We start from the raw sequence: 18655 nt of genomic DNA, 5'->3' as shown, positions 1-18655 counted from the left end.
GATGAGAAAGGTCTTCCTGCAAATAGGCGCCACGCGCGACGGCCAGAATCCCTACTGCGAAGTGGCGAAGCGCGACGGCTACTTTACCGTACTGGCGGAGATGAGCGACTTTATCGACTACCAGTCGCTCAGCCTGACGCTGCCGTTTGATCTAATCCTTCGCCTCGATCGGCCGGAAAATGCCTGGGATGTGTTGCAGGCCTGTCTGCACGCCGGTCTGATGGAGCATCCGCGCGTGGTGCTGGCCGGGTTTGAGGCTTATAACGCCAGCGCCGGTCGGGTGCGGGAAATTCTGGCCGGGCCTGATGCGCCGCGCACCTTTATCCCGCTGGATAAATATGCCCAGCGGATGGCGCTGAAAAAAGCCTGGCCGCGCTTTCCCCAGCCGGAGTTTCGTTTTTTCGCCTCGCCGCTCAGTATTCTCGACGCCCACCAGGCCCTGATCTATCCCTGCGTTATCAAGCCGGTGGACAGCGGCGGCGGGCTGGGGATCTGGCTGGTGGAGTCGCCTGAGCGGCTTGCTGGCATCGTGCAGAATCTGGAAGAGACGATGAACTACGGCGGCCGCAGCTTTAGCGGGTTTATCGTCGAAAGCTGGCTGGACGGCGATGAATATTCGCTGCAGGGCGTGGTGCATGAGGGGCAGCCGCACGCGCTGACCTGCTGCCAGAAAGTGATTGAGCAGCATCGCGACGCGCAGGGCGGGATCAGTTTTTACGAATCCGGCCACGTCGCCGTCGCCGCCGAGCCGCTGCCGCCGGCGTTTGCCAGCCTGATGAAGCTCTGCTGTGAAACCTTCGACTATCGACTCGGCGCCTTTCATATCGATTTCATCGTAGTGGATGGCGTGCCGCATTTTCTTGAAATGGGTTTTCGCCTTTCCGGCATGGGCGTTGTGAATCTGGTGGAAGAAGCGACCGGCATCAACTGGGTAGAGATCGCGTTTCGGCTTGAAGCGGGCGGCGAGATGCCCGCGCTGCGCTTCACCGCGCCGCCGCGCGCCGTTGGCCAGCTGCGCCTGCGCCAGCCTGCCCAGCTCCGTCAGGCGGAAAGCTGGATTGCGGAGCATCAACAGGGCGCGCTGCTGCCGCCGCTGACCTTTCCCGGCCTGCAGGTCTCGCGGCGCTCGTCGCTCTATGCCGATTTAACGCGCCATGCGGGCATTCTCGGCACGCTGCGCCTGGCTGCCGACGGTCGCGACGATATTCTTGCCGTCTTTAACAACCTGGTCAGCGCGACATCTTTACTCTCAGAAGGAAATTTATTGTGTGCAGAATGATTCTGGCGCAGGGCGAATTCAACGCGGCGCAGGTACTGGATGCGGCACGCGCGATGAGCTGCGGAGAAACCGCCTGTCATGACGGCCCGATTAAAGAGCACCCTAACGGCTGGGGATGTTTATGGCTGGAAGAGGGTGAGATCCGTACGCTGCGCGGCAGCGGCCCTTTTGCCGACGCGCTGCCCGATATTGATGTCGATCGTATCAGGGGGCGTTTTCTGGCGGTGCATGTACGCCACGCCACGCTGAGTACAAATCAGGGGCTGGAGTTTTCCCATCCGCTGCTGCGCGACAGCGCAGGCACGCGCTGGTACATGATGCATAACGGCTTTATGCCTAAGGTTTACGCCCGCCTCGGCATGGCGGCGTCCCGCTTCGACTCTGCGGAATATCTGGAATATCTGGTGGATCGCATTACCCCCGCCGACTTCACGCGCGACTACCTGCGCGACAAGCTGGCGCAGGTCGAGCCGGGCGGCAGCGCGGGCAATGCGATTTTCGTCACGCGTGAACGCGCATGGGCGTGGCAGTGGCATCCGGAGGATACACCCTATCCGCATTATTTTACGCTGCACACACTGCAGCATGAGCGCTGCACCTATATTTCATCTGAACCTGTTCCAACTCTGGGCGACGCCGCCAGCTGGCGACGCATGGCTAACCATGAACTACGCGAAATTCCTTTGGGGGAGTAAACATCATGGCCATTTTTAATCAGATACGCGTCATCAATCCCAGCATGTATGTGGAGCGAACCTGGCTGGACGATATTGTCACGGCGCGCGTGCCGCTGCTGGTGCTACGCAATTTCCTGACCGATGAGGATCGTCGGGAAGTGGTAACAGATTTGCAGCGCTGCCGCGAGAAGATCCGCGTTTCACACTATCCCAACGGCGCGTTGACTACGCTTGGCCCTTATCTGGCGAAACATACGGCCGCACCGGAAAACTATTTTACCGAATGGCGCGACATCGAGCCTGCGCTGCCGCCCTCTCTCGCCGCGCTGCGCCTGCAAATCTATGAGTGGGTGCGCCACGCGCTGAAGCTGGAAAGCCTGAAAACCGCCCAGGAGCCGGAGCTGGGCGACTACGCCGGATCGATTGTGCGCTTCCACGCCAACGGCGTCGCCAATCCGCTGCACAACGACAATATCGTGCGCGACGCTGCCGACACCGGTCTGGCGGTGACGCAGATCCTGCACCAGCTCAGCTGCGTGGTCTGCCTGCAGGAGTGCAACGCGGGCGGCGAGCTGCGCATTTTCAATAAAAAGTGGGCGCCTGAAGATGAGCGTTTCAAAACGCCAGGCGAGCTGGGCTACCAGAGCGGCGTGGTGGCGCAGAGCGAAACCTGCGAATTCTCGCCGCGCAGCGGCGATATCTACCTGTTTAATCCCGCCTTTTACCATGAAATCGATCGCGTCGAGGGCGATACCCGCATAACCATGGGCTTCTTTTTTGGCCTGACCGATAAAAAAATGAAACACGCGATTGCGTGGAGCTGACGCCCGACGCGCAGCCTTGCAAAACGAGGAGAACAGATGACGACCTTTTCAAAAATTACCGAACTGCTGGATCGGCATAAGGCGGACTATCGCGTAGTGGAGCATGAGGCGATCGGCCAGACCGACACCATCAGCGCGCTGCGCGGCAATGCGCTTAACCAGGCGGCGAAGGCGATGGTGCTGGAAGTCGCAATGCCGGAAGGGGGTGGGTCGCGCTTCTTGCTGGCGATCGTGCCGGGCGACTGCAAAATCAATTTCAAAAGCGCGGCGCGCGCCATCGGCGGTAAAAAGTCGAGCTTCGCTGCGCCTGAGATGGCGCAGTCGCTGACCGAATGCGTAATGGGCGCGGTGCCGCCGTTTAGTTTTGATGACCGGCTGGCGCTGCGCGTCGATACGCGTCTGCGCGACGTTGGCACGTTGTGGTTTAACGCCGGCGCGCTGGAAAAATCGATCGCCCTTAATGCAGACGACTATCACCGTATTGTGGGCGACGCCTGCTATGCCGATATCGCCACGCCGGTAGCGGTTAGCGCCTGACGGCAGAGGAAAGGTTATGTCAGCCAAAGATATGTTGCTGGCGCTCTGTGTCGTGGTGGCGTGGGGCGTTAATTTTGTGGTGATCAAGCTCGGCTTACAAGGCATGCCGCCTTTTTTGCTGGCGGGTTTGCGCTTTACCCTGGTGGCGTTTCCGGCGATCTTTTTTGTCTCTCGCCCCGCCATTCCGCTGCGCTGGCTGGTGGTTTACGGTATGACCATCAGCTTTGGCCAGTTCGCTTTTCTGTTTCTTGCCATCAAGCTCGGCATGCCTGCCGGGCTCGCCTCGCTGGTGCTGCAGGCGCAGGCGTTTTTCACGCTTTTGCTGGGCGCACTGCTGCTGGCAGAAAAACTGCGCTGGAACCATATCGCAGGCGTACTCATCGCGACGCTGGGGATGTTTATGCTGGCGACGGCGGGCATGGAGGGACAGTCGGCCGCGGGCATTACGCTGACGACCATGATGCTGACGCTGGCGGCGGCGCTGTCGTGGGGGCTGGGCAATATCACCAATAAGATCATTCTGCGCAACCGCAAGGTGCCGGTGATGTCGCTGGTGGTCTGGAGCGCGCTGGTGCCGGTGCTGCCCTTTTTCGCCTGTTCATGGTACTTCGAAGGCGAAAGCGCCATTCTCTTCAGCCTGACGCACATCTCGCTGCAAACCGTACTGGCGCTGATCTATCTCGCCTTTATCGCCACCATCGTCGGCTACGCCATCTGGGGCAACCTGCTTAGCCGCTATGAAACCTGGCGCGTGGCGCCGCTGTCGCTGCTGGTGCCGGTAGTGGGTATCCTCAGCGCCGCGCTGGTGCTGGACGAACGGCTTTCGGCGCAGCAGATGCTGGGCGCGGCGGTGATTATCTTCGGCTTGCTGGTCAACGTCTTTGGCGGTCTGGTAAGCCAGCGCCTGGCGATGCGCACCCATCCGTAATGGCGTGCATGGTTTTTGTCACACAGAGTATGAAAAACAAAAACGCCGCAGAAGCGGCGTTTTTTTCTCGTTGATTCTGATTAGTTCAGAATTTCAATCCGGCGCGGTTTCGCCTCTTCAGGGACGATGCGTTCCAGATCGATGCTCAACAGGCCGTTTTCCAGGCGTGCGTCGCGAACCACAATGTGGTCAGCCAGCTGGAATTTGCGCTCGAAGTTGCGTTCGGCGATACCCTGATAGAGATATTTACGCTCGGTCTGCTCTTCAGGATGCGCGCCACGTACGATCAGTACGTTGTCGTGAGCGGTAATATCCAGTTCGTTCTGGGCAAAGCCCGCCACCGCAATGGTAATGCGATAGTGGTTTTCGCTAACCAGTTCAACGTTGTACGGAGGATAACCGCCATTGCTCTGGTTCTGGTTGGACTCCAGCAGGTTAAACAAACGGTCAAAACCGATAGCAGAGCGATAAAGCGGAGCAAGATCAAAATTACGCATGGAATGACTCCTGATATTCAGCAAGTTTTGGCAACCTTCCACCATGGACAGGTTGTGCGGCGCCCCGATGTCCCTGTCGGCGACAGCGGGTGCGTCCGTAGCTTAAAAATGGGTATGCCCAGTGTGCTTTCAAGAGGCGAATCGCAATTTTTTTCGCCATTCTGCTGAAGTGGCATACACTCAGGGGACCTTTCGTCTGACATAACGCACCTCGCCGTAGAGTGAGGATGTTAACGGACAAGCTAACTCAGCCGGGGCGAACGCCACAGTTGAAGGGACGATGAAGATGAATTTATTAAAAGCATTTCCTCTGGCAGGCGCGCTGGCCTGCTGCACCTTTACCCTTACCGGGTGCTCCAGCGTGATGTCACATACCGGCCCGAATCAGGGCTACTATCCGGGCACGCGCGCCAGCGCCAATATTCTGGTCGACGATCACAGCAGCTGGGTGCTTAAGCCGCTGGCGCTGATCGATCTGCCCTTCTCCGCCGTACTGGATACGCTGCTGCTGCCCTGGGATTATGCGCGCAGCGACGAAGACAAATCGATCGATTCCCCGCGTGAGCGTATCCTTCAGAGCGAAAAGCTGAACCACACGCAGGAGAATCTGGCGCAGGCCGCGCCCTTTCCAGCGGTCAGGCCAGCACAGTAAAGAGCTGTCGCCAGCCGTCAACCTCACGCATAAAGGCGATCTTTTCTCCGTCCGGCGACCAGACGACCGCGTCGCCGCTCGGCGGCTGTTCGCTGCGGTCGGTCAGCGGCTGGCAGGCGCCACTGCTGATATCGCAGCGAACGATCTGGTTGTCGCTGATAAAGGCGACGGCGCTGCCCTGAGGATGCCAGCTAAAAGCTGACTGCACCGAATGCGTCAGCCGCGTCACCTGTCGCGGCGCGCCGCCATTGGGCGATACCGTCCAGAGCTGAATCACCTCTTGCTCATCCGCCATTAAAAAGGCGATGGCGCTGCCGTCAGGCGCGCTGCGCAGCCAGTGGCGCGGCTGTTGAGCCAGCCCGCGCGTAAAGGTCACCCGACGCTGCCGCACGCCCGCGGGCGGCGCCGGCAGGCGGCTTTCCGTTCCCTCCAGCGGTTCGTCGCCCGCCATAGCGTAATCTTCCAGCGCCTCCGGCAGATCGACGACAAAGACCTCCGGCTGTTTTTCACCGGCAGCGGAGAGCGTGTCGCCGATAAAGGCGATAGCCCAGCGCTGCCAGCTGCCGTCCGGCTTCTGATAGCCGCGCGCGCCGATCCAGCCCTCTTCATATGCGCGATTAATTTCGTCGCTGCCCGGACGCGGCGTCGCGGTAGTGCGGCTGATCAACACGCTGAAGTGGCTGCCGCTGTATTCGCGGGGATGCTGCCTGACCGGCGCGACCGCACGCAGCGGCACCGCAACGCCGACGTTGCGCAGATCCTCTTTCGGGTCTTTTTCATGCATCACATGATCGTTGTAGGTAAAGCTGATGCGCGAGCCGTCAGGGCTGTAGAGATGCACATGCGAGCCGCCGCGCAGCGCGCCGGGCGTAAAGGGCGGAGTGATATCGCAGGCGTCGAGATTCTGCGCCCGGCCGTTTTGCACAATCACACCGCGCCGGTGATGAAAATCGTAATGCCACGTTTCGTCAGGATGTTCCGGGCCATGAATGCAGAGATAGCGCGGCGGCAGATCCGGGCTGACGGTCACGACGCCGACATGCGCCCCGTCGGTTGCCTGATAGAGCACCTCAACCGCGCCGGTTTCTACATTGACGCGTTCAATGGTCTCGCTGGTAAAGGAGGCGCCCGACGGACGAACGTCGAAGGCCAGCCACTGGCTGTCGGCGGTCCAGACGTTGCTGTTGGTAAGCTGATGATGTCGCGGGCTGAAGGTGATCTGTTTTTCGCGCATAGGGCAACCTGACTAAAAATGTTGCCCCACACGCTACGCCAAAAGCGTTAAAGATGCAGCTTTGATTTTGTCTGCGGCAGCGACGCGGCGGCACCCTCTATCGACCGCTTACGCCCGACGAACAGCCCCAGCACGCCACCGAGGATAAGCGCGCCCGCCACAATCAGCAGACCGTCGTTATAGCTGCTGGTGGCGTCTTTAATACGACCCATCACTGGCGGAAAACCCAGCCCGGCAATATTCGCCACTGCGTTAATCAGCGCTACCGACGCCGCGCCCGCCACGCCGGACACCGTTTCGGTGGTGACCGCCCAGAAGACTGGCGTGATCGCCCAGTTCAGACCCACCATCAGTACCAGCAGCAGGTAGGCCATCCACTGTTGCGGCACCGCCAGCGCCGCCAGCAGCAGCAGACCCGACGCCATCAGTGGCAGGCCGAGATGACGCGCCCTTTCGCCGGTGCGATCGGAGTGTCGTCCGTTAAGATACATAAAAATACAGGCGAACAGGAAAGGCACCGCCGACAGCAGGCTAACGGTCAGGTTGCTGCGTTCCGCCGCCACGGCTTTCACTATCAGCGGCAAAAACAGCGTAATGCCGATAGTGCCGAAAGCCTGTAGCAGCCACAACAGGCTGAGCGTCCAGACGCGCCTGCTTTTCAACGCCACGCGCCAGTCGTGATCGTTCAGCGCCGAATGCTGCTCGTCGCGCGCCAGCGTCTGCTGCAGATAACTGCGCTGTTCTGCGGTCAGCCAGCGCGCGTTGGCTGGCGCATCGTCCAGATAAAACCAGGTGACGACACCCAGCACGAACGCCGGGATGCCCTCCAGCAGAAAGAGCCAGCGCCAGCCTTCGACGCCCAGCATACCGTGAAGATTAAGCAGGCTGCCGGAGAGCGGCAGTCCGATGACCGACGCCAGCGCCGCGCCGATATAAAACAGCGACATCGCGCGAGCGCGGTCGCTGCGCGGATACCAGCAGCTCAGGTAAAAAATGATACCGGGCGTAAAGCCAGCCTCCGCCGCGCCGAGCAAAAAGCGCATCACGTAGAGCTGCGTCGGCGTCTGCACCAGGCTCATACCGGCGGCGATAATGCCCCAGCTCACCATGATGCGCGCGATCCAGCGGCGCGCGCCGACGCGCGTCATCAGCACGTTGCTCGGCACCTCAAAAATGATGTAAGTGACATAGAAAATACCGGCGGCGATGCCATACATTTCGGCGGTCATCGCTAAATCGGCGTTCATTTGCAGCGCGGCGACCGAGATATTGGCGCGGTCGATATAGGCGATCAGATAAAGCACCATGATAAAAGGCATGATGCGCAGGTTCATTTTCTTAATAGTGCTGAGGTGAAGATGGTTGTTCATCGTGAGGTCCTCAGGTCGAGTAGGATAACAGCGGTAAGTAACTTTTTGATTTATATGTTTTATATTTAATGCAGCGGCGTAGCGCATTTTGACCGCGTCAGCGCGTCGATACGGTGCGACCAACCTTCAGTGACTGGCTCGTCTGAGCCAACATGGAGTGAGGCTGATTGTAGTACTCAAAAACAAAGTTGTACTACAATGAAGATCACAAAACAGACAACCCAGACCCACAGGCCTGAGCAGGAAGCGAAAAATGCGAGGTCGGACGGCGGAATGCCGTCCGTGAGGGGATTACAGCACCAGTTCTTCGATAGCGTGCGCGACGCCATCTTCCATATTGGTTTTGGTGACAAACTGCGCGATCTGCTTAACAGAGTCGATGGCATTGCCCATCGCGACGCCCATTCCGGCGTATTCGATCATCGCCAGGTCGTTCTCCTGGTCGCCGATCGCCATAACTTCATCGCGCGCCAGACCGAGTTTTTCCGCCAGCATTTTAACGCCCTGGCCTTTATTGACCCGGCGATCGAGGATTTCCAGATAGTAAGGCGCGCTCTTGAGGATGGTGTAAGTCTGCTGGGCTTTAGCTGGCAGGCGCTGGATAGCGGCATCCAGCAGATCGGGTTTATCGATCATCATCAGCTTGGGAAAGCGCGTCGCGCGGTCCATCTCCTCAACCGAGCGATAGCGCACCGGAATACCGGTCAGGCTCGCTTCATGAATGGTGTATTCGCTGAGATCTTTGTTTGGCGTATAGAGAAAGGATTTGTCGAACGCCTGGAAATGTACGCCCAGCTCGCGTGACAGCTGTTCGATGTAGAGGTAGTCGTCAAAACCCAGCGTAATTTCCGCTACGCATTCGCCATCTTTTGCCTGCTGCACCAGCGCGCCGTTGTAGCTGATGCAGTACTGACCCTCGTCAGCCAGACCCAGTTCCATCAGGTAGCGCTGTATCCCTACGTAGGGACGACCGGTCGCCAGCACCACGGCAACGCCTTTTTTATGCGCGCGATCGATAGCTGATTTTACGCCAGCGGTGATCTCATGCTGCGGGTTAAGCAGCGTGCCGTCCATATCAATTGCAACCAGTTTAATCGCCATAGCTTCCTCGTTGATTCGGGGTTTGGCTTAAATGCTAGCGCGATTCAGCTCACAATGACCACTTTCGTGATGCTTCAGGCATAAAAAAACCCTTCCGGTCAGGAAGGGTCTGAAGACAGGGTGCCGACGTGGGTGACGGAAACCGATCGCAAAGTCGCTCAAGGCATCCTTGCTCGCTCGGCCCGCGACATCCCTGTCGCGGGACGCTTTGCTCTTCGGTTCCCGTCACCCGCGCTTTGGCTTTATCCGCCGTCTGTTGATCGTTAGATATCGATATTTGCCGCTTTCAGCGCATTCTCTTCGATAAAGGCGCGGCGCGGCTCAACCGCATCGCCCATCAGCGTGGTGAAGAGCTGATCGGCGGCGATGGCGTCCTTGATGGTAACGCGCAGCATACGACGGCTGTCTGGATCCATCGTGGTTTCCCACAGCTGCTCGGCGTTCATCTCGCCAAGACCTTTATAACGCTGTACCGACAGACCGCGACGCGACTCTTTCACCAGCCATTCGATAGCCTGCTCAAAGCTGTCGACCGGCTGACGGCGTTCGCCGCGCTCGATGTAGGCGTCTTCTTCAATCAGGCCGCGCAGCTTTTCGCCCAGCGCGTTGATTTTGCGATATTCCGGCCCCTGAATGAACTCGGCGTCCAGCGTGTAATCGGTATCGACGCCGTGTGTGCGCACGCGCAGTACCGGTTCGAAGATATTCTGCTCGCGGTTAGCGCGTACCTGGGCGACATAGCTGCTGCCATGGGTTTCACGCTCGCCCAGGAAGGCCACCAGCTCGTCCAGCCAGGTCTGAACTTCTGCTTCATTGCTCAGGTCAGCCAGCGTCGGATGGTAAACCAGCGCGCGCAGCAGCGCGACCGGATAACGGCGCTCCATACGCTTGATCATCTTCTGCGTGCTGTTGAACTCTGCGACCAGGTTTTCCAGCGGCTCGCCGCCCAGCGCCGGTGCGCTGGCGTTGGTGTGCAGGGTGGCGCCGTCCAGCGCGATGGCGATCTGATACTGATCCATCGCCTCATCATCTTTGATGTACTGCTCCTGCTTGCCTTTCTTCACCTTGTAGAGCGGCGGCTGCGCGATATAAACGTGGCCGCGCTCGATGATTTCCGGCATCTGACGATAGAAGAAGGTCAACAGCAGCGTACGAATGTGCGAGCCGTCGACGTCCGCATCGGTCATGATGATGATGCTGTGGTAGCGCAGCTTGTCCGGGTTATATTCGTCACGGCCGATGCCGCAGCCCAGCGCGGTAATCAGCGTCGCCACTTCCTGCGAAGAGAGCATCTTGTCGAAACGCGCTTTCTCTACGTTAAGGATTTTACCCTTCAGCGGCAGGATCGCCTGATTCTTACGGTTACGCCCCTGTTTCGCCGAGCCGCCTGCGGAGTCACCCTCCACCAGGTAAATTTCAGAAAGCGCCGGATCGCGCTCCTGGCAATCCGCCAGCTTGCCCGGCAGGCCAGCCAGATCGAGCGCGCCTTTACGACGCGTCATTTCGCGTGCGCGACGGGCCGCTTCACGGGCGCGCGCCGCATCGATGATCTTGCCGACCACGATTTTAGCGTCGCTCGGGTTTTCCAGCAGGTATTCGCTCAGCAGCTCGTTCATCTGCTGTTCCACCGCCGATTTCACTTCGGACGAGACCAGCTTGTCTTTGGTCTGCGAGGAGAACTTCGGATCCGGCACTTTGACCGAAACGACCGCAACCAGACCTTCACGAGCGTCATCGCCGGTGGCGCTGACTTTCGCTTTCTTGCTGTAGCCCTCTTTATCCATATAGGCGTTCAGCGTACGCGTCATTGCCGCACGGAAACCAGCCAGGTGCGTACCGCCGTCGCGCTGCGGAATGTTGTTGGTGAAGCAGTAGATGTTCTCCTGGAAGCCATCATTCCACTGCAGCGCCACTTCCACGCCAATGCCGTCTTTCTCGGTCGAGAAATAGAATACATTCGGATGGATAGGGGTTTTGTTCTTATTCAGGTACTCAACAAACGCCTTGATGCCGCCTTCGTAATGGAAGTGATCGGCTTTGCCGTCACGTTTGTCTTCCAGACGAATCGATACGCCAGAGTTGAGGAACGACAGCTCGCGCAGGCGCTTCGCCAGGATTTCGTACTCGAAATCGGTAACGTTGGTAAAGGTGTCATGGCTTGGCCAGAAACGCACGCGGGTACCGGTCAGATCGGTTTCGCCCGTAACATGCAGCGGTGCCTGCGGCACGCCATGCACGTAGGTCTGCTGATGCACTTTGCCTTCGCGGCGAATGGTCAGCTCCAGCTTCTGCGACAGGGCGTTAACTACCGAGACGCCCACGCCGTGTAAACCGCCCGACACTTTATAAGAGTTGTCGTCAAACTTGCCGCCTGCGTGCAGGACGGTCATGATCACTTCCGCAGCGGAAACGCCCTCTTCTTCGTGAATGCCGGTGGGGATACCACGGCCATCATCCTGAACGGAAACGGAATTATCGGCATGAATGGTCACGACGATATCACTACAGTGACCGGCGAGCGCTTCGTCGATTGCGTTATCCACGACCTCGAATACCATGTGGTGCAGACCGGTGCCGTCATCCGTATCGCCGATATACATACCCGGACGTTTGCGTACCGCATCCAGCCCTTTCAGAACTTTGATACTTGAGGAGTCATAAGAATTCGACATCAACGTTTCTCGCTCATTTAATCTTCAGGTTGAACCGCTATTTTACCCTGTTCCACGCGGAACATCTTGCCCTTTTCGTCACTCATATCGATGACATGATCGGTGGCGATAGCGCTGACAAACACCTGAGCCTGCGTGGCTTTCAGTCGTTGCGCCAGCAGGCGCCGACGGCTGTCGTCCAGCTCGGAAGCGAAGTCATCAATCAGGTAAAGACAGCGGCGTCCGCTCTGGCGCGTCAGGAACTCGCCCTGCGCCAGACGCAATGCACACATCAATAATTTTAACTGGCCGCGCGACAGCAGATCTTCGACCGGCGTGCCGTCGGCGCGAATGCGGAAATCCGCTTTATGCGGGCCGCTGGCGGTATAGGTCAGGGCGCGATCGCGCTCAAAATTGCGCTCCAGCAGCTCGCCGTAGGCGCTCTCTTTATCCCAGCCGCGCTGGAAAGAGAAATTCAGCGCAAACTCCGGCAAGAACTGCCCGCAGGTGGCGACAATCTCCGCCGAGATAGCCTCGCTGTATTCGGCGCGCCACTGGCTGATCTGTTCCGCTAACGGCACCAGCTCCTGGTCCCAGGCGCGGATCTGGCTATAGCGCGTGACCTGGCGCAGTGCGGCGTTGCGCTGCTTGAGCAGCCGCCGTAAATTGCTCCAGGCGTTAAAGAAACCGGGCGTGTTATGAAAACAGCCCCAGTCAACATAGGCTCTACGGTATTTGGGGCCGCCGTTGAGCAAAGTAAACCCCTCAGGCGTAATTAACTGCATCGGCAGCAGCTGCGCCAGCTCTGCAACCTTATGCCCGTCGCTGCCGTCAATGCGCACCTTACTGTCGCCGGCGCGGTTCTTCGTCAGGCCCACCGAGATTTCACGCTCGCTGCTTTCAATTCGGCCATGCAGCACAAAAGCGGCCTCATCGTGACGGATTACGCGGCCAGCCTGCAAACTGCGAAACGCGCGGCCATGGCCCAGCGTATAGATCGCCTCCAGCACGCTGGTTTTGCCGCTGCCGTTCGCGCCGACCAGGAAATTGAATCCCGGCGCCAGCGCCAGATCGGCCTGTTCGATATTACGAAAGTCTTTGATAAGGAGGCGGGTTAAAGCCATGAATCAGTCCAGCGTGAAGGCAATTAAGAGGTGTCGCGTCTTCGCGATCCAGGGCGTCAGCGGCGAAGCGAGTTAGCCCGATATCGACCTGACCAGGCCGTCGTCGGCGTCACCGCTACTTTGCGTCTCGCCAGCGCAGCCACCGGAACGTACTGAAGTACGTGGGGATGGCAGGCACTGCCGGGACGCAAAGTAGTCAGTAAGCCAGGTATTCTACAACCGCATGGGCATGACGACGTAGGCGGCAGCCGGGCTGGCCACATCTTCAATCTGCACGCTCGACACCGAATCCGTCAGCAGCAGACGCACATTTTCGCACTTCAGCGCGTTCAGCACGTCCAGCACATAGCTAACGTTAAAACCGATCTCCAGCTCGCTGCCGCCGTAGGTTACGTCGAGCATCTCTTCCGCCTCTTCCTGTTCAGGGTTATTGGCGGTGATCTTAAGCTGATTTTCGGTGATATAGAGGCGAACACCGCGGAACTTCTCATTCGACAGAATGGCGGCGCGCGCAAAGGCCTGCTTAAGGATATCGCAGCCCGCTTCCAGCGACTTGTCCGGATTTTTCGGCAGAACGCGGCGATAGTCGGGGAAACGGCCATCTACCAGCTTCGAAGTAAAGATAAAGTCGCCGACGTGCGCGCGAATATTGCTGCTGCCAATCTGGACCTGCAGCGGCGTTTCGCCGCCGTCCAGCAGACGCACCAGCTCAATTACGCCTTTACGCGGCACGATCACCGAATGGTTCGGCAGCGCCTGGCCAATCGGCATCGAGCAGACCGCCAGCCGGTGGCCGTCGGTTGCTACGGTGCGCAGCTCCTCGCCTTCAGTCTCAAACAGCATGCCATTGAGGTAATAGCGCACATCCTGATGCGCCATAGAGAACTGCGTCGCTTCGATCAGGCGCTTCAATGTCGCCTGCGGCAGGGTGAATTCCACCTCGCTCTGCCAGTCATCCAGATTAGGAAAGTCGCTGGCTGGCAAGGTCGAGAGCGAAAAGCGGCTGCGCCCGGAGCGCACCAGCATACGTTCGCCTTCCAGCGTCACGTTGATCTCCGCGCCCTCCGGCAGTCCGCGACAGATATCGAGGAATTTACGCGCCGGCACAGTCGTTGCGCCCGGCTCGTGCGGCTGGGCCAGCGCCACGCGCGCTACCATCTCCATTTCCAGATCGGTGCCGGTCAGCAACAGCGTGCCGTCGTTGACCTGCATCAGCAGATTTCCCAGGATCGGCAGCGTCGGACGACCGCCTAACGGGCCGCTGACTTGCTGCAGCGGCTTTAGCAACTGCTCACGTTCAACAATAAATTTCATAGCGTCAGGAGGATAATGTTCGGATGAGATTAGAGAAATCTTCTTTTATGTCGTGGCTCTCTTCGCGCAGCTGCTCGATTTTACGGCAGGCGTGAAGCACCGTGGTATGGTCGCGGCCGCCGAAGGCGTCGCCGATTTCCGGCAGACTGTGGTTCGTCAGCTCTTTCGCCATCGCCATCGCCATCTGGCGTGGACGCGCGACCGAACGCGAACGGCGCTTGGAAAGCAGATCCGCGACCTTAATTTTGTAATACTCGGCCACCGTCTTCTGGATATTGTCGATGGTGACCAGCTTTTCCTGCAGCGCCAGCAGATCGCGCAGCGCTTCGCGCACGAAATCGATGGTGATGGCGCGACCGGTAAAGTTCGCATTGGCGATCACACGGTTCAGCGCCCCTTCCAGCTCGCGCACGTTGGAGCGCAGCCGCTTGGCGATAAAAAAGGCGACTTCGCCCGGCAGACGAATATCGTTTTCATCTGCTTTTTTCATCAGGATCGCCACGCGCGTTTCCAGCTCCGGCGGCTCGATGGCGACCGTCAGTCCCCAGCCGAAGCGCGACTTGAGACGATCTTCCACACCGTTGATCTCTTTAGGATAACGGTCTGACGTCAGAATGATTTGCTGATTGCCTTCCAGCAGCGCGTTGAAGGTGTGGAAAAACTCCTCCTGCGAGCGCTCTTTATTGGCAAAGAATTGAATATCATCGATCAGCAGCGCGTCAACGGAGCGGTAGTAGCGTTTGAATTCTTCAATCGCGTTGTTTTGTAACGCTTTCACCATATCCTGCACAAAACGCTCGGAGTGCATATAGACCACTTTGGCATTTGGCTTGCGCGCAATAATGCCGTTGCCGACCGCGTGCAGCAGGTGCGTTTTGCCCAGGCCTGTGCCGCCATAAAGGAAAAGCGGGTTGTAGGCGCCGCCAGGATTGTCCGCCACCTGTCGCGCCGCCGCGCGCGCCAGCTGGTTAGATTTACCCTCAACGAAGTTATCGAAGTTATGGCGGTTATTCACATTGGAGCGGTAAGTTACGTCGGCAGGCGCCGGAACGTTGTCCCAGCTTGGGCGCAGAAGCTGCGCAGGCGCGGGACGGCTCTCGACCGGCGCAGGCGCGCTGACGCTCGCCATCGCCGGCTGGCTCATGGCCGCTGGCTGCTGTTGCTGTGTAGCACGCGTTCCCACTTCAAAACGCAGCAAAGGTACGTCCACGCCGCAGAATTCATTCAGCAGCCCGTTGATATTATTAATATATTTATCTCGTACCCAGTCGAGCACAAACCGATTTGGTGCATACAAGGCCAGCGTATTGTCGTTTAACTCCGCCTGCAGCGGTCGAATCCACATGCTGAATTCGGTGGCAGGAAGCTCATCCTGCAAACGGGCAAGACACTGTTGCCAGAGCGTAAGTGACACGGCGGACTCCACTTGTACAAAATCGATAAGAAATAGTAGGCGCTAATAAAGAAACGTTCATTTTTGACACAGACGGTAGAAAGCGCCTGCGACCGCTATCAGCGGTTTCCGTCCCTGGGATCGCGACCGGATCGTCAGCGGAAGGGCGGATCATAGCGCAAAGCGAGTCAGAGATCTTCACTTTCTACACAGTTTTGATCCTTTTTATCCACAGGCCGTGGACAGGTAAACCAGTTTACGCCTGCTGGCGAAAAAAGATGCGGGCCAGGACAAAAAAAGAGTGGTTTTTCAGGCAGCCTCTCGTTTTTACCGTAGCGGCCTGCTGCCCGATCGTAAGAAGATCCCGCTGGATCCTTGCGCTTTAAAGCGGAGGCCGTATAATTCTTCCCCCGGCGTTGTCGCGCTATGCCCAATGCCCGGACTCAGCGGGCTGTATCCGGGTTTCCAGGTACCGCGACCAGCGAAGTAAATTGACTCCGGACTGTACAATTATTACAATCCCGCCTCTTTATTAAAGACACATTGAGGCGTCGGTCGTTTTACTGGCCCACAAAACGCGTCACCCAGTGAAATTTTTCAAGTTTAGGTAGAAATCGCCATGAAACGCACTTTTCAACCGTCCGTACTGAAGCGCAACCGTTCTCACGGCTTCCGTGCTCGTATGGCAACCAAAAATGGTCGTCAGGTTCTGGCACGTCGTCGTGCTAAAGGCCGTTCTCGTCTGACCGTTTCTAAGTAATAAAAGCTAACCCTCGTGGTTAAGCTCGCATTTCCCAGGGAGTTACGTTTGTTAACTCCCACTCATTTCACTTTCGTCTTCCAGCAGCCACAACGGGCTGGCACGCCGCAAATTACCATACTCGGCCGCCTTAATTCGCTGGGGCATCCCCGCATCGGTCTTACCGTCGCCAAAAAGCACGTCAAGCGCGCGCACGAACGCAACCGGATCAAACGTCTGACCCGTGAAAGCTTTCGTCTGCGTCAGCATGAATTGCCGGCGATGGATTTCGTCGTCGTGGCGAAAAAGGGGATTGCCGATCTCGACAACCGTACGTTGGCGGAAGCGTTGGAGAAGTTATGGCGTCGTCACTGTCGCCTGGCGCGCGGCTCCTGATCGTCCTGATCCGCGTCTATCAGCGCGGCATCAGCCCCTTGCTGGGACCGCACTGCCGGTTTCAGCCAACCTGCTCTCATTATGGAATTGAGGCGTTACGCAGGTTTGGCCTGATAAAAGGCAGTTGGTTGACATTCAAACGCGTATTAAAATGCCACCCTTTGAACCCGGGTGGTGACGATCCTGTGCCGCCAAAAAACCTTTGATACCAGAGAACATTAACGATGGATTCGCAACGCAATCTTTTTCTCATCGCTTTTCTGTTCGTGTCTTTCATGATCTGGCAAGCCTGGCAGACGGACCACGCTCCGCAGCCGCAGCAGACCCAGACCACGCAGAACACCAACAGCGCAGCAGGTGATGCCGCCAGCCAGGGCGTACCGGCCAGCGGCCAGGGCAAAACGATCACCGTTAAGACTGATGTCCTGTCATTGAATATCAACACCCGCGGTGGCGATGTCGAGCAAGCTCAGCTGCTGACCTACCCAGCTAAACTGGGTTCCGATGAGCCGTTCCAGCTGCTGGAAACCACGCCGTCCTTCGTTTATCAGGCACAGAGCGGGCTGACTGGCCGCAACGGTCCGGATAACCCGAACAACGGCGCGCGTCCGCTGTTCACCGCCGCTCAGGATCACTTTGAAATGGCCGATGGCCAGACCGAGCTGCGCGTGCCGATGACCTACACCGCCGAAAACGGCGTGGTCTACACGAAAACCTTCGTCTTCAAGCGCGGTGAGTTTGCGGTGGACGTGGATTATCACGTTAACAACACCACTCAGCAGCCGCTGGAAGTGTCGCTGTTCGGCCAGCTGAAGCAGACCATCGATCTGCCTAAGCATCGCGATACCGGCAGCAACAACTTTGCGTTGCATACCTTCCGCGGCGCGGCGTACTCCACCAGCGAAGAGAAGTACGAAAAATATAAGTTCGATAACATCGCGGATAACGAAAACCTGAACGCGACCACCAGCAACGGCTGGGTGGCGATGCTGCAGCAATATTTTGCTACCGCATGGGTACCGCGTACCGCAGGCAACAATGCGCTCTATACCAGCAACCTGGGCAACGGCATTGCGGCGATCGGCTATAAATCCGCACCTGTTACTGTCGCTGCGGGCCAGCAGCAGGATCTGGGCGCAACGCTGTGGGTCGGTCCGGAAATTCAGGACAAGATGGCTGCCGTCGCGCCGCATCTCGACCTGACTGTCGATTACGGCTGGCTGTGGTTTATCTCTCAGCCGCTGTTTAAACTGTTGAAGTTCCTGCACAGCTTTATCGGCAACTGGGGCTTCTCCATCATCGTCATCACCTTTATCGTGCGCGGCATCATGTACCCGCTGACCAAAGCGCAGTACACCTCGATGGCGAAAATGCGCATGCTGCAGCCGAAGATTCAGGCGATGCGCGAGCGCCTGGGCGACGACAAGCAGAAGCAGAGCCAGGAGATGATGGCGCTGTATAAAGCGGAAAAGGTTAATCCGCTGGGCGGCTGTCTGCCGCTGGTTATCCAGATGCCGATCTTCCTTGCGCTCTATTACATGCTCTCTGGTTCGGTAGAACTGCGCCATGCGCCGTTTGTGCTCTGGATCCATGACCTGTCGGCGCAGGACCCCTACTACATCCTGCCGATTCTGATGGGCATCACCATGTTCTTCATTCAGAAGATGTCACCGACCACCGTGACCGATCCGATGCAGCAGAAGATCATGACCTATATGCCGGTTATCTTTACCGTGTTCTTCCTGTGGTTCCCGTCAGGTCTGGTGCTGTACTACATCGTCAGCAACCTGGTAACCATTCTCCAGCAGCAGCTGATTTATCGCGGGCTGGAAAAACGCGGCCTGCATAGCCGCGACAAGAAGAAGGCGTAACGCGCTTACGCCCGTCTGACAATCTGGTTTACCCTGAGGCGGTCATTAAGACCGCCTTATTTTTTAGC

The 18655-nt window shown here is 58.0% G+C and carries 17 protein-coding genes and 1 pseudogene; 10 read left to right on the top strand and 8 right to left on the bottom strand.

Annotated features, from left to right (window positions below; all coding sequences use genetic code 11):
* The first annotated feature begins 1 nt into the window (after position 1).
* From MHZ89_RS19485 to MHZ89_RS19465, 5 genes are read left to right on the top strand one after another with little or no spacing between them, the layout of a single operon-like run.
* Positions 2–1279 carry an ATP-grasp domain-containing protein gene (locus tag MHZ89_RS19485; protein WP_311784336.1) on the top strand — a complete coding sequence of 426 codons (1278 nt, stop codon included), beginning with the start codon at positions 2–4 and terminating at the stop codon, positions 1277–1279.
* Entirely contained in the window at positions 1276–1974 is a 699-nt protein-coding gene (locus tag MHZ89_RS19480; protein WP_311784383.1) for a class II glutamine amidotransferase, read from the top strand. The genes MHZ89_RS19485 and MHZ89_RS19480 overlap by 4 nt, the downstream gene beginning before the upstream one ends.
* Before the next feature lie 5 nt (positions 1975–1979).
* Positions 1980–2780: a 2OG-Fe(II) oxygenase gene (locus tag MHZ89_RS19475; protein WP_311784335.1), complete on the top strand. Its 801-nt coding sequence runs from the start codon at positions 1980–1982 to the stop codon at positions 2778–2780.
* A gap of 36 nt (positions 2781–2816) precedes the next feature.
* On the top strand, positions 2817–3317 hold the full coding sequence (locus tag MHZ89_RS19470) for a YbaK/EbsC family protein (protein WP_311784334.1): 501 nt from the start codon (positions 2817–2819) through the stop codon (positions 3315–3317).
* 16 nt (positions 3318–3333) lie between these two features.
* A complete protein-coding gene (locus tag MHZ89_RS19465; RefSeq protein ID WP_311784333.1) occupies positions 3334–4245 on the top strand; it encodes an EamA family transporter in 912 nt (303 codons plus the stop codon).
* A gap of 80 nt (positions 4246–4325) precedes the next feature.
* Here MHZ89_RS19465 and ibpA read toward each other — a convergent pair whose 3' ends face one another.
* Complete coding sequence (gene ibpA / locus MHZ89_RS19460; RefSeq protein ID WP_033755460.1) at positions 4326–4742, bottom strand: small heat shock chaperone IbpA; 417 nt, start codon at positions 4740–4742, stop codon at positions 4326–4328.
* Between the two features lie 286 nt (positions 4743–5028).
* On the opposite strand from ibpA, the gene MHZ89_RS19455 reads away from it, so the two are divergent.
* Positions 5029–5394 (top strand): YceK/YidQ family lipoprotein, encoded by a 366-nt coding sequence (locus MHZ89_RS19455; RefSeq protein WP_311784332.1) that lies wholly within the window; start codon positions 5029–5031, stop codon positions 5392–5394.
* On the opposite strand, the gene MHZ89_RS19450 is transcribed toward MHZ89_RS19455, so the two are convergent.
* The 7 genes from MHZ89_RS19450 to dnaA form a co-directional block, all read right to left on the bottom strand.
* Positions 5378–6628 carry a DUF3748 domain-containing protein gene (locus MHZ89_RS19450; protein WP_311784331.1) on the bottom strand — a complete coding sequence of 417 codons (1251 nt, stop codon included), beginning with the start codon at positions 6626–6628 and terminating at the stop codon, positions 5378–5380. The genes MHZ89_RS19455 and MHZ89_RS19450 overlap by 17 nt on opposite strands.
* A gap of 47 nt (positions 6629–6675) precedes the next feature.
* On the bottom strand, positions 6676–7998 hold the full coding sequence (locus MHZ89_RS19445) for an MFS transporter (protein ID WP_311784330.1): 1323 nt from the start codon (positions 7996–7998) through the stop codon (positions 6676–6678).
* Between the two features lie 291 nt (positions 7999–8289).
* A complete protein-coding gene (yidA, locus tag MHZ89_RS19440) occupies positions 8290–9099 on the bottom strand; it encodes a sugar-phosphatase (RefSeq protein ID WP_311784329.1) in 810 nt (269 codons plus the stop codon).
* A 263-nt stretch (positions 9100–9362) separates the two neighbouring features.
* Positions 9363–11771 (bottom strand): DNA topoisomerase (ATP-hydrolyzing) subunit B, encoded by a 2409-nt coding sequence (gene gyrB, locus MHZ89_RS19435; protein ID WP_120457733.1) that lies wholly within the window; start codon positions 11769–11771, stop codon positions 9363–9365.
* A 17-nt stretch (positions 11772–11788) separates the two neighbouring features.
* A complete protein-coding gene (recF, locus tag MHZ89_RS19430) occupies positions 11789–12874 on the bottom strand; it encodes a DNA replication/repair protein RecF (protein ID WP_311784328.1) in 1086 nt (361 codons plus the stop codon).
* Positions 12875–13087: 213 nt separating this feature from the next.
* Entirely contained in the window at positions 13088–14188 is a 1101-nt protein-coding gene (gene dnaN, locus MHZ89_RS19425; RefSeq protein WP_120457729.1) for a DNA polymerase III subunit beta, read from the bottom strand.
* A gap of 4 nt (positions 14189–14192) precedes the next feature.
* Positions 14193–15602, bottom strand: a complete 1410-nt coding sequence (dnaA, locus tag MHZ89_RS19420) for a chromosomal replication initiator protein DnaA (RefSeq protein WP_120457728.1) — start codon at positions 15600–15602, stop codon at positions 14193–14195.
* A 598-nt stretch (positions 15603–16200) separates the two neighbouring features.
* Here dnaA and rpmH point away from each other — a divergent pair.
* From rpmH to yidC, 4 genes and pseudogenes are all read left to right on the top strand, one after another.
* Positions 16201–16341, top strand: a complete 141-nt coding sequence (rpmH, locus tag MHZ89_RS19415; protein ID WP_003849659.1) for a 50S ribosomal protein L34 — start codon at positions 16201–16203, stop codon at positions 16339–16341.
* A 15-nt stretch (positions 16342–16356) separates the two neighbouring features.
* Positions 16357–16716, top strand: a complete 360-nt coding sequence (gene rnpA, locus MHZ89_RS19410; protein WP_081140549.1) for a ribonuclease P protein component — start codon at positions 16357–16359, stop codon at positions 16714–16716.
* Positions 16680–16938: pseudogene (yidD, locus tag MHZ89_RS19405) on the top strand (membrane protein insertion efficiency factor YidD). The gene rnpA and the pseudogene yidD overlap by 37 nt, the downstream one beginning before the upstream one ends.
* 2 nt (positions 16939–16940) lie before the next feature.
* Positions 16941–18587 (top strand): membrane protein insertase YidC, encoded by a 1647-nt coding sequence (gene yidC / locus MHZ89_RS19400; RefSeq protein WP_311784327.1) that lies wholly within the window; start codon positions 16941–16943, stop codon positions 18585–18587.
* Positions 18588–18655: the final 68 nt, after the last annotated feature.

Source organism: Pantoea sp. ACRSB, assembly GCF_022346905.1.
GTDB classification, from domain to species: domain Bacteria; phylum Pseudomonadota; class Gammaproteobacteria; order Enterobacterales; family Enterobacteriaceae; genus Pantoea; species Pantoea piersonii.
This window is presented reverse-complemented; position numbering and strand designations above follow the sequence as displayed.

Excerpts from the sequence above, each read along its gene's own strand:
- yidA (WP_311784329.1), bottom strand. The coding sequence starts at position 9,099 with ATGGCGATTAAACTGGTTGCAATTGATATGGACGGCACGCTGCTTAAC.
- MHZ89_RS19475 (WP_311784335.1), top strand. The coding sequence starts at position 1,980 with ATGGCCATTTTTAATCAGATACGCGTCATCAATCCCAGCATGTATGTG.
- dnaN (WP_120457729.1), bottom strand. The coding sequence starts at position 14,188 with ATGAAATTTATTGTTGAACGTGAGCAGTTGCTAAAGCCGCTGCAGCAA.
- MHZ89_RS19480 (WP_311784383.1), top strand. The coding sequence starts at position 1,276 with ATGATTCTGGCGCAGGGCGAATTCAACGCGGCGCAGGTACTGGATGCG.
- yidC (WP_311784327.1), top strand. The coding sequence starts at position 16,941 with ATGGATTCGCAACGCAATCTTTTTCTCATCGCTTTTCTGTTCGTGTCT.
- recF (WP_311784328.1), bottom strand. The coding sequence starts at position 12,874 with ATGGCTTTAACCCGCCTCCTTATCAAAGACTTTCGTAATATCGAACAG.
- MHZ89_RS19445 (WP_311784330.1), bottom strand. The coding sequence starts at position 7,998 with ATGAACAACCATCTTCACCTCAGCACTATTAAGAAAATGAACCTGCGC.
- gyrB (WP_120457733.1), bottom strand. The coding sequence starts at position 11,771 with ATGTCGAATTCTTATGACTCCTCAAGTATCAAAGTTCTGAAAGGGCTG.
- MHZ89_RS19450 (WP_311784331.1), bottom strand. The coding sequence starts at position 6,628 with ATGCGCGAAAAACAGATCACCTTCAGCCCGCGACATCATCAGCTTACC.
- MHZ89_RS19485 (WP_311784336.1), top strand. The coding sequence starts at position 2 with ATGAGAAAGGTCTTCCTGCAAATAGGCGCCACGCGCGACGGCCAGAAT.
- rpmH (WP_003849659.1), top strand. The coding sequence starts at position 16,201 with ATGAAACGCACTTTTCAACCGTCCGTACTGAAGCGCAACCGTTCTCAC.
- ibpA (WP_033755460.1), bottom strand. The coding sequence starts at position 4,742 with ATGCGTAATTTTGATCTTGCTCCGCTTTATCGCTCTGCTATCGGTTTT.
- MHZ89_RS19455 (WP_311784332.1), top strand. The coding sequence starts at position 5,029 with ATGAATTTATTAAAAGCATTTCCTCTGGCAGGCGCGCTGGCCTGCTGC.
- MHZ89_RS19465 (WP_311784333.1), top strand. The coding sequence starts at position 3,334 with ATGTCAGCCAAAGATATGTTGCTGGCGCTCTGTGTCGTGGTGGCGTGG.
- MHZ89_RS19470 (WP_311784334.1), top strand. The coding sequence starts at position 2,817 with ATGACGACCTTTTCAAAAATTACCGAACTGCTGGATCGGCATAAGGCG.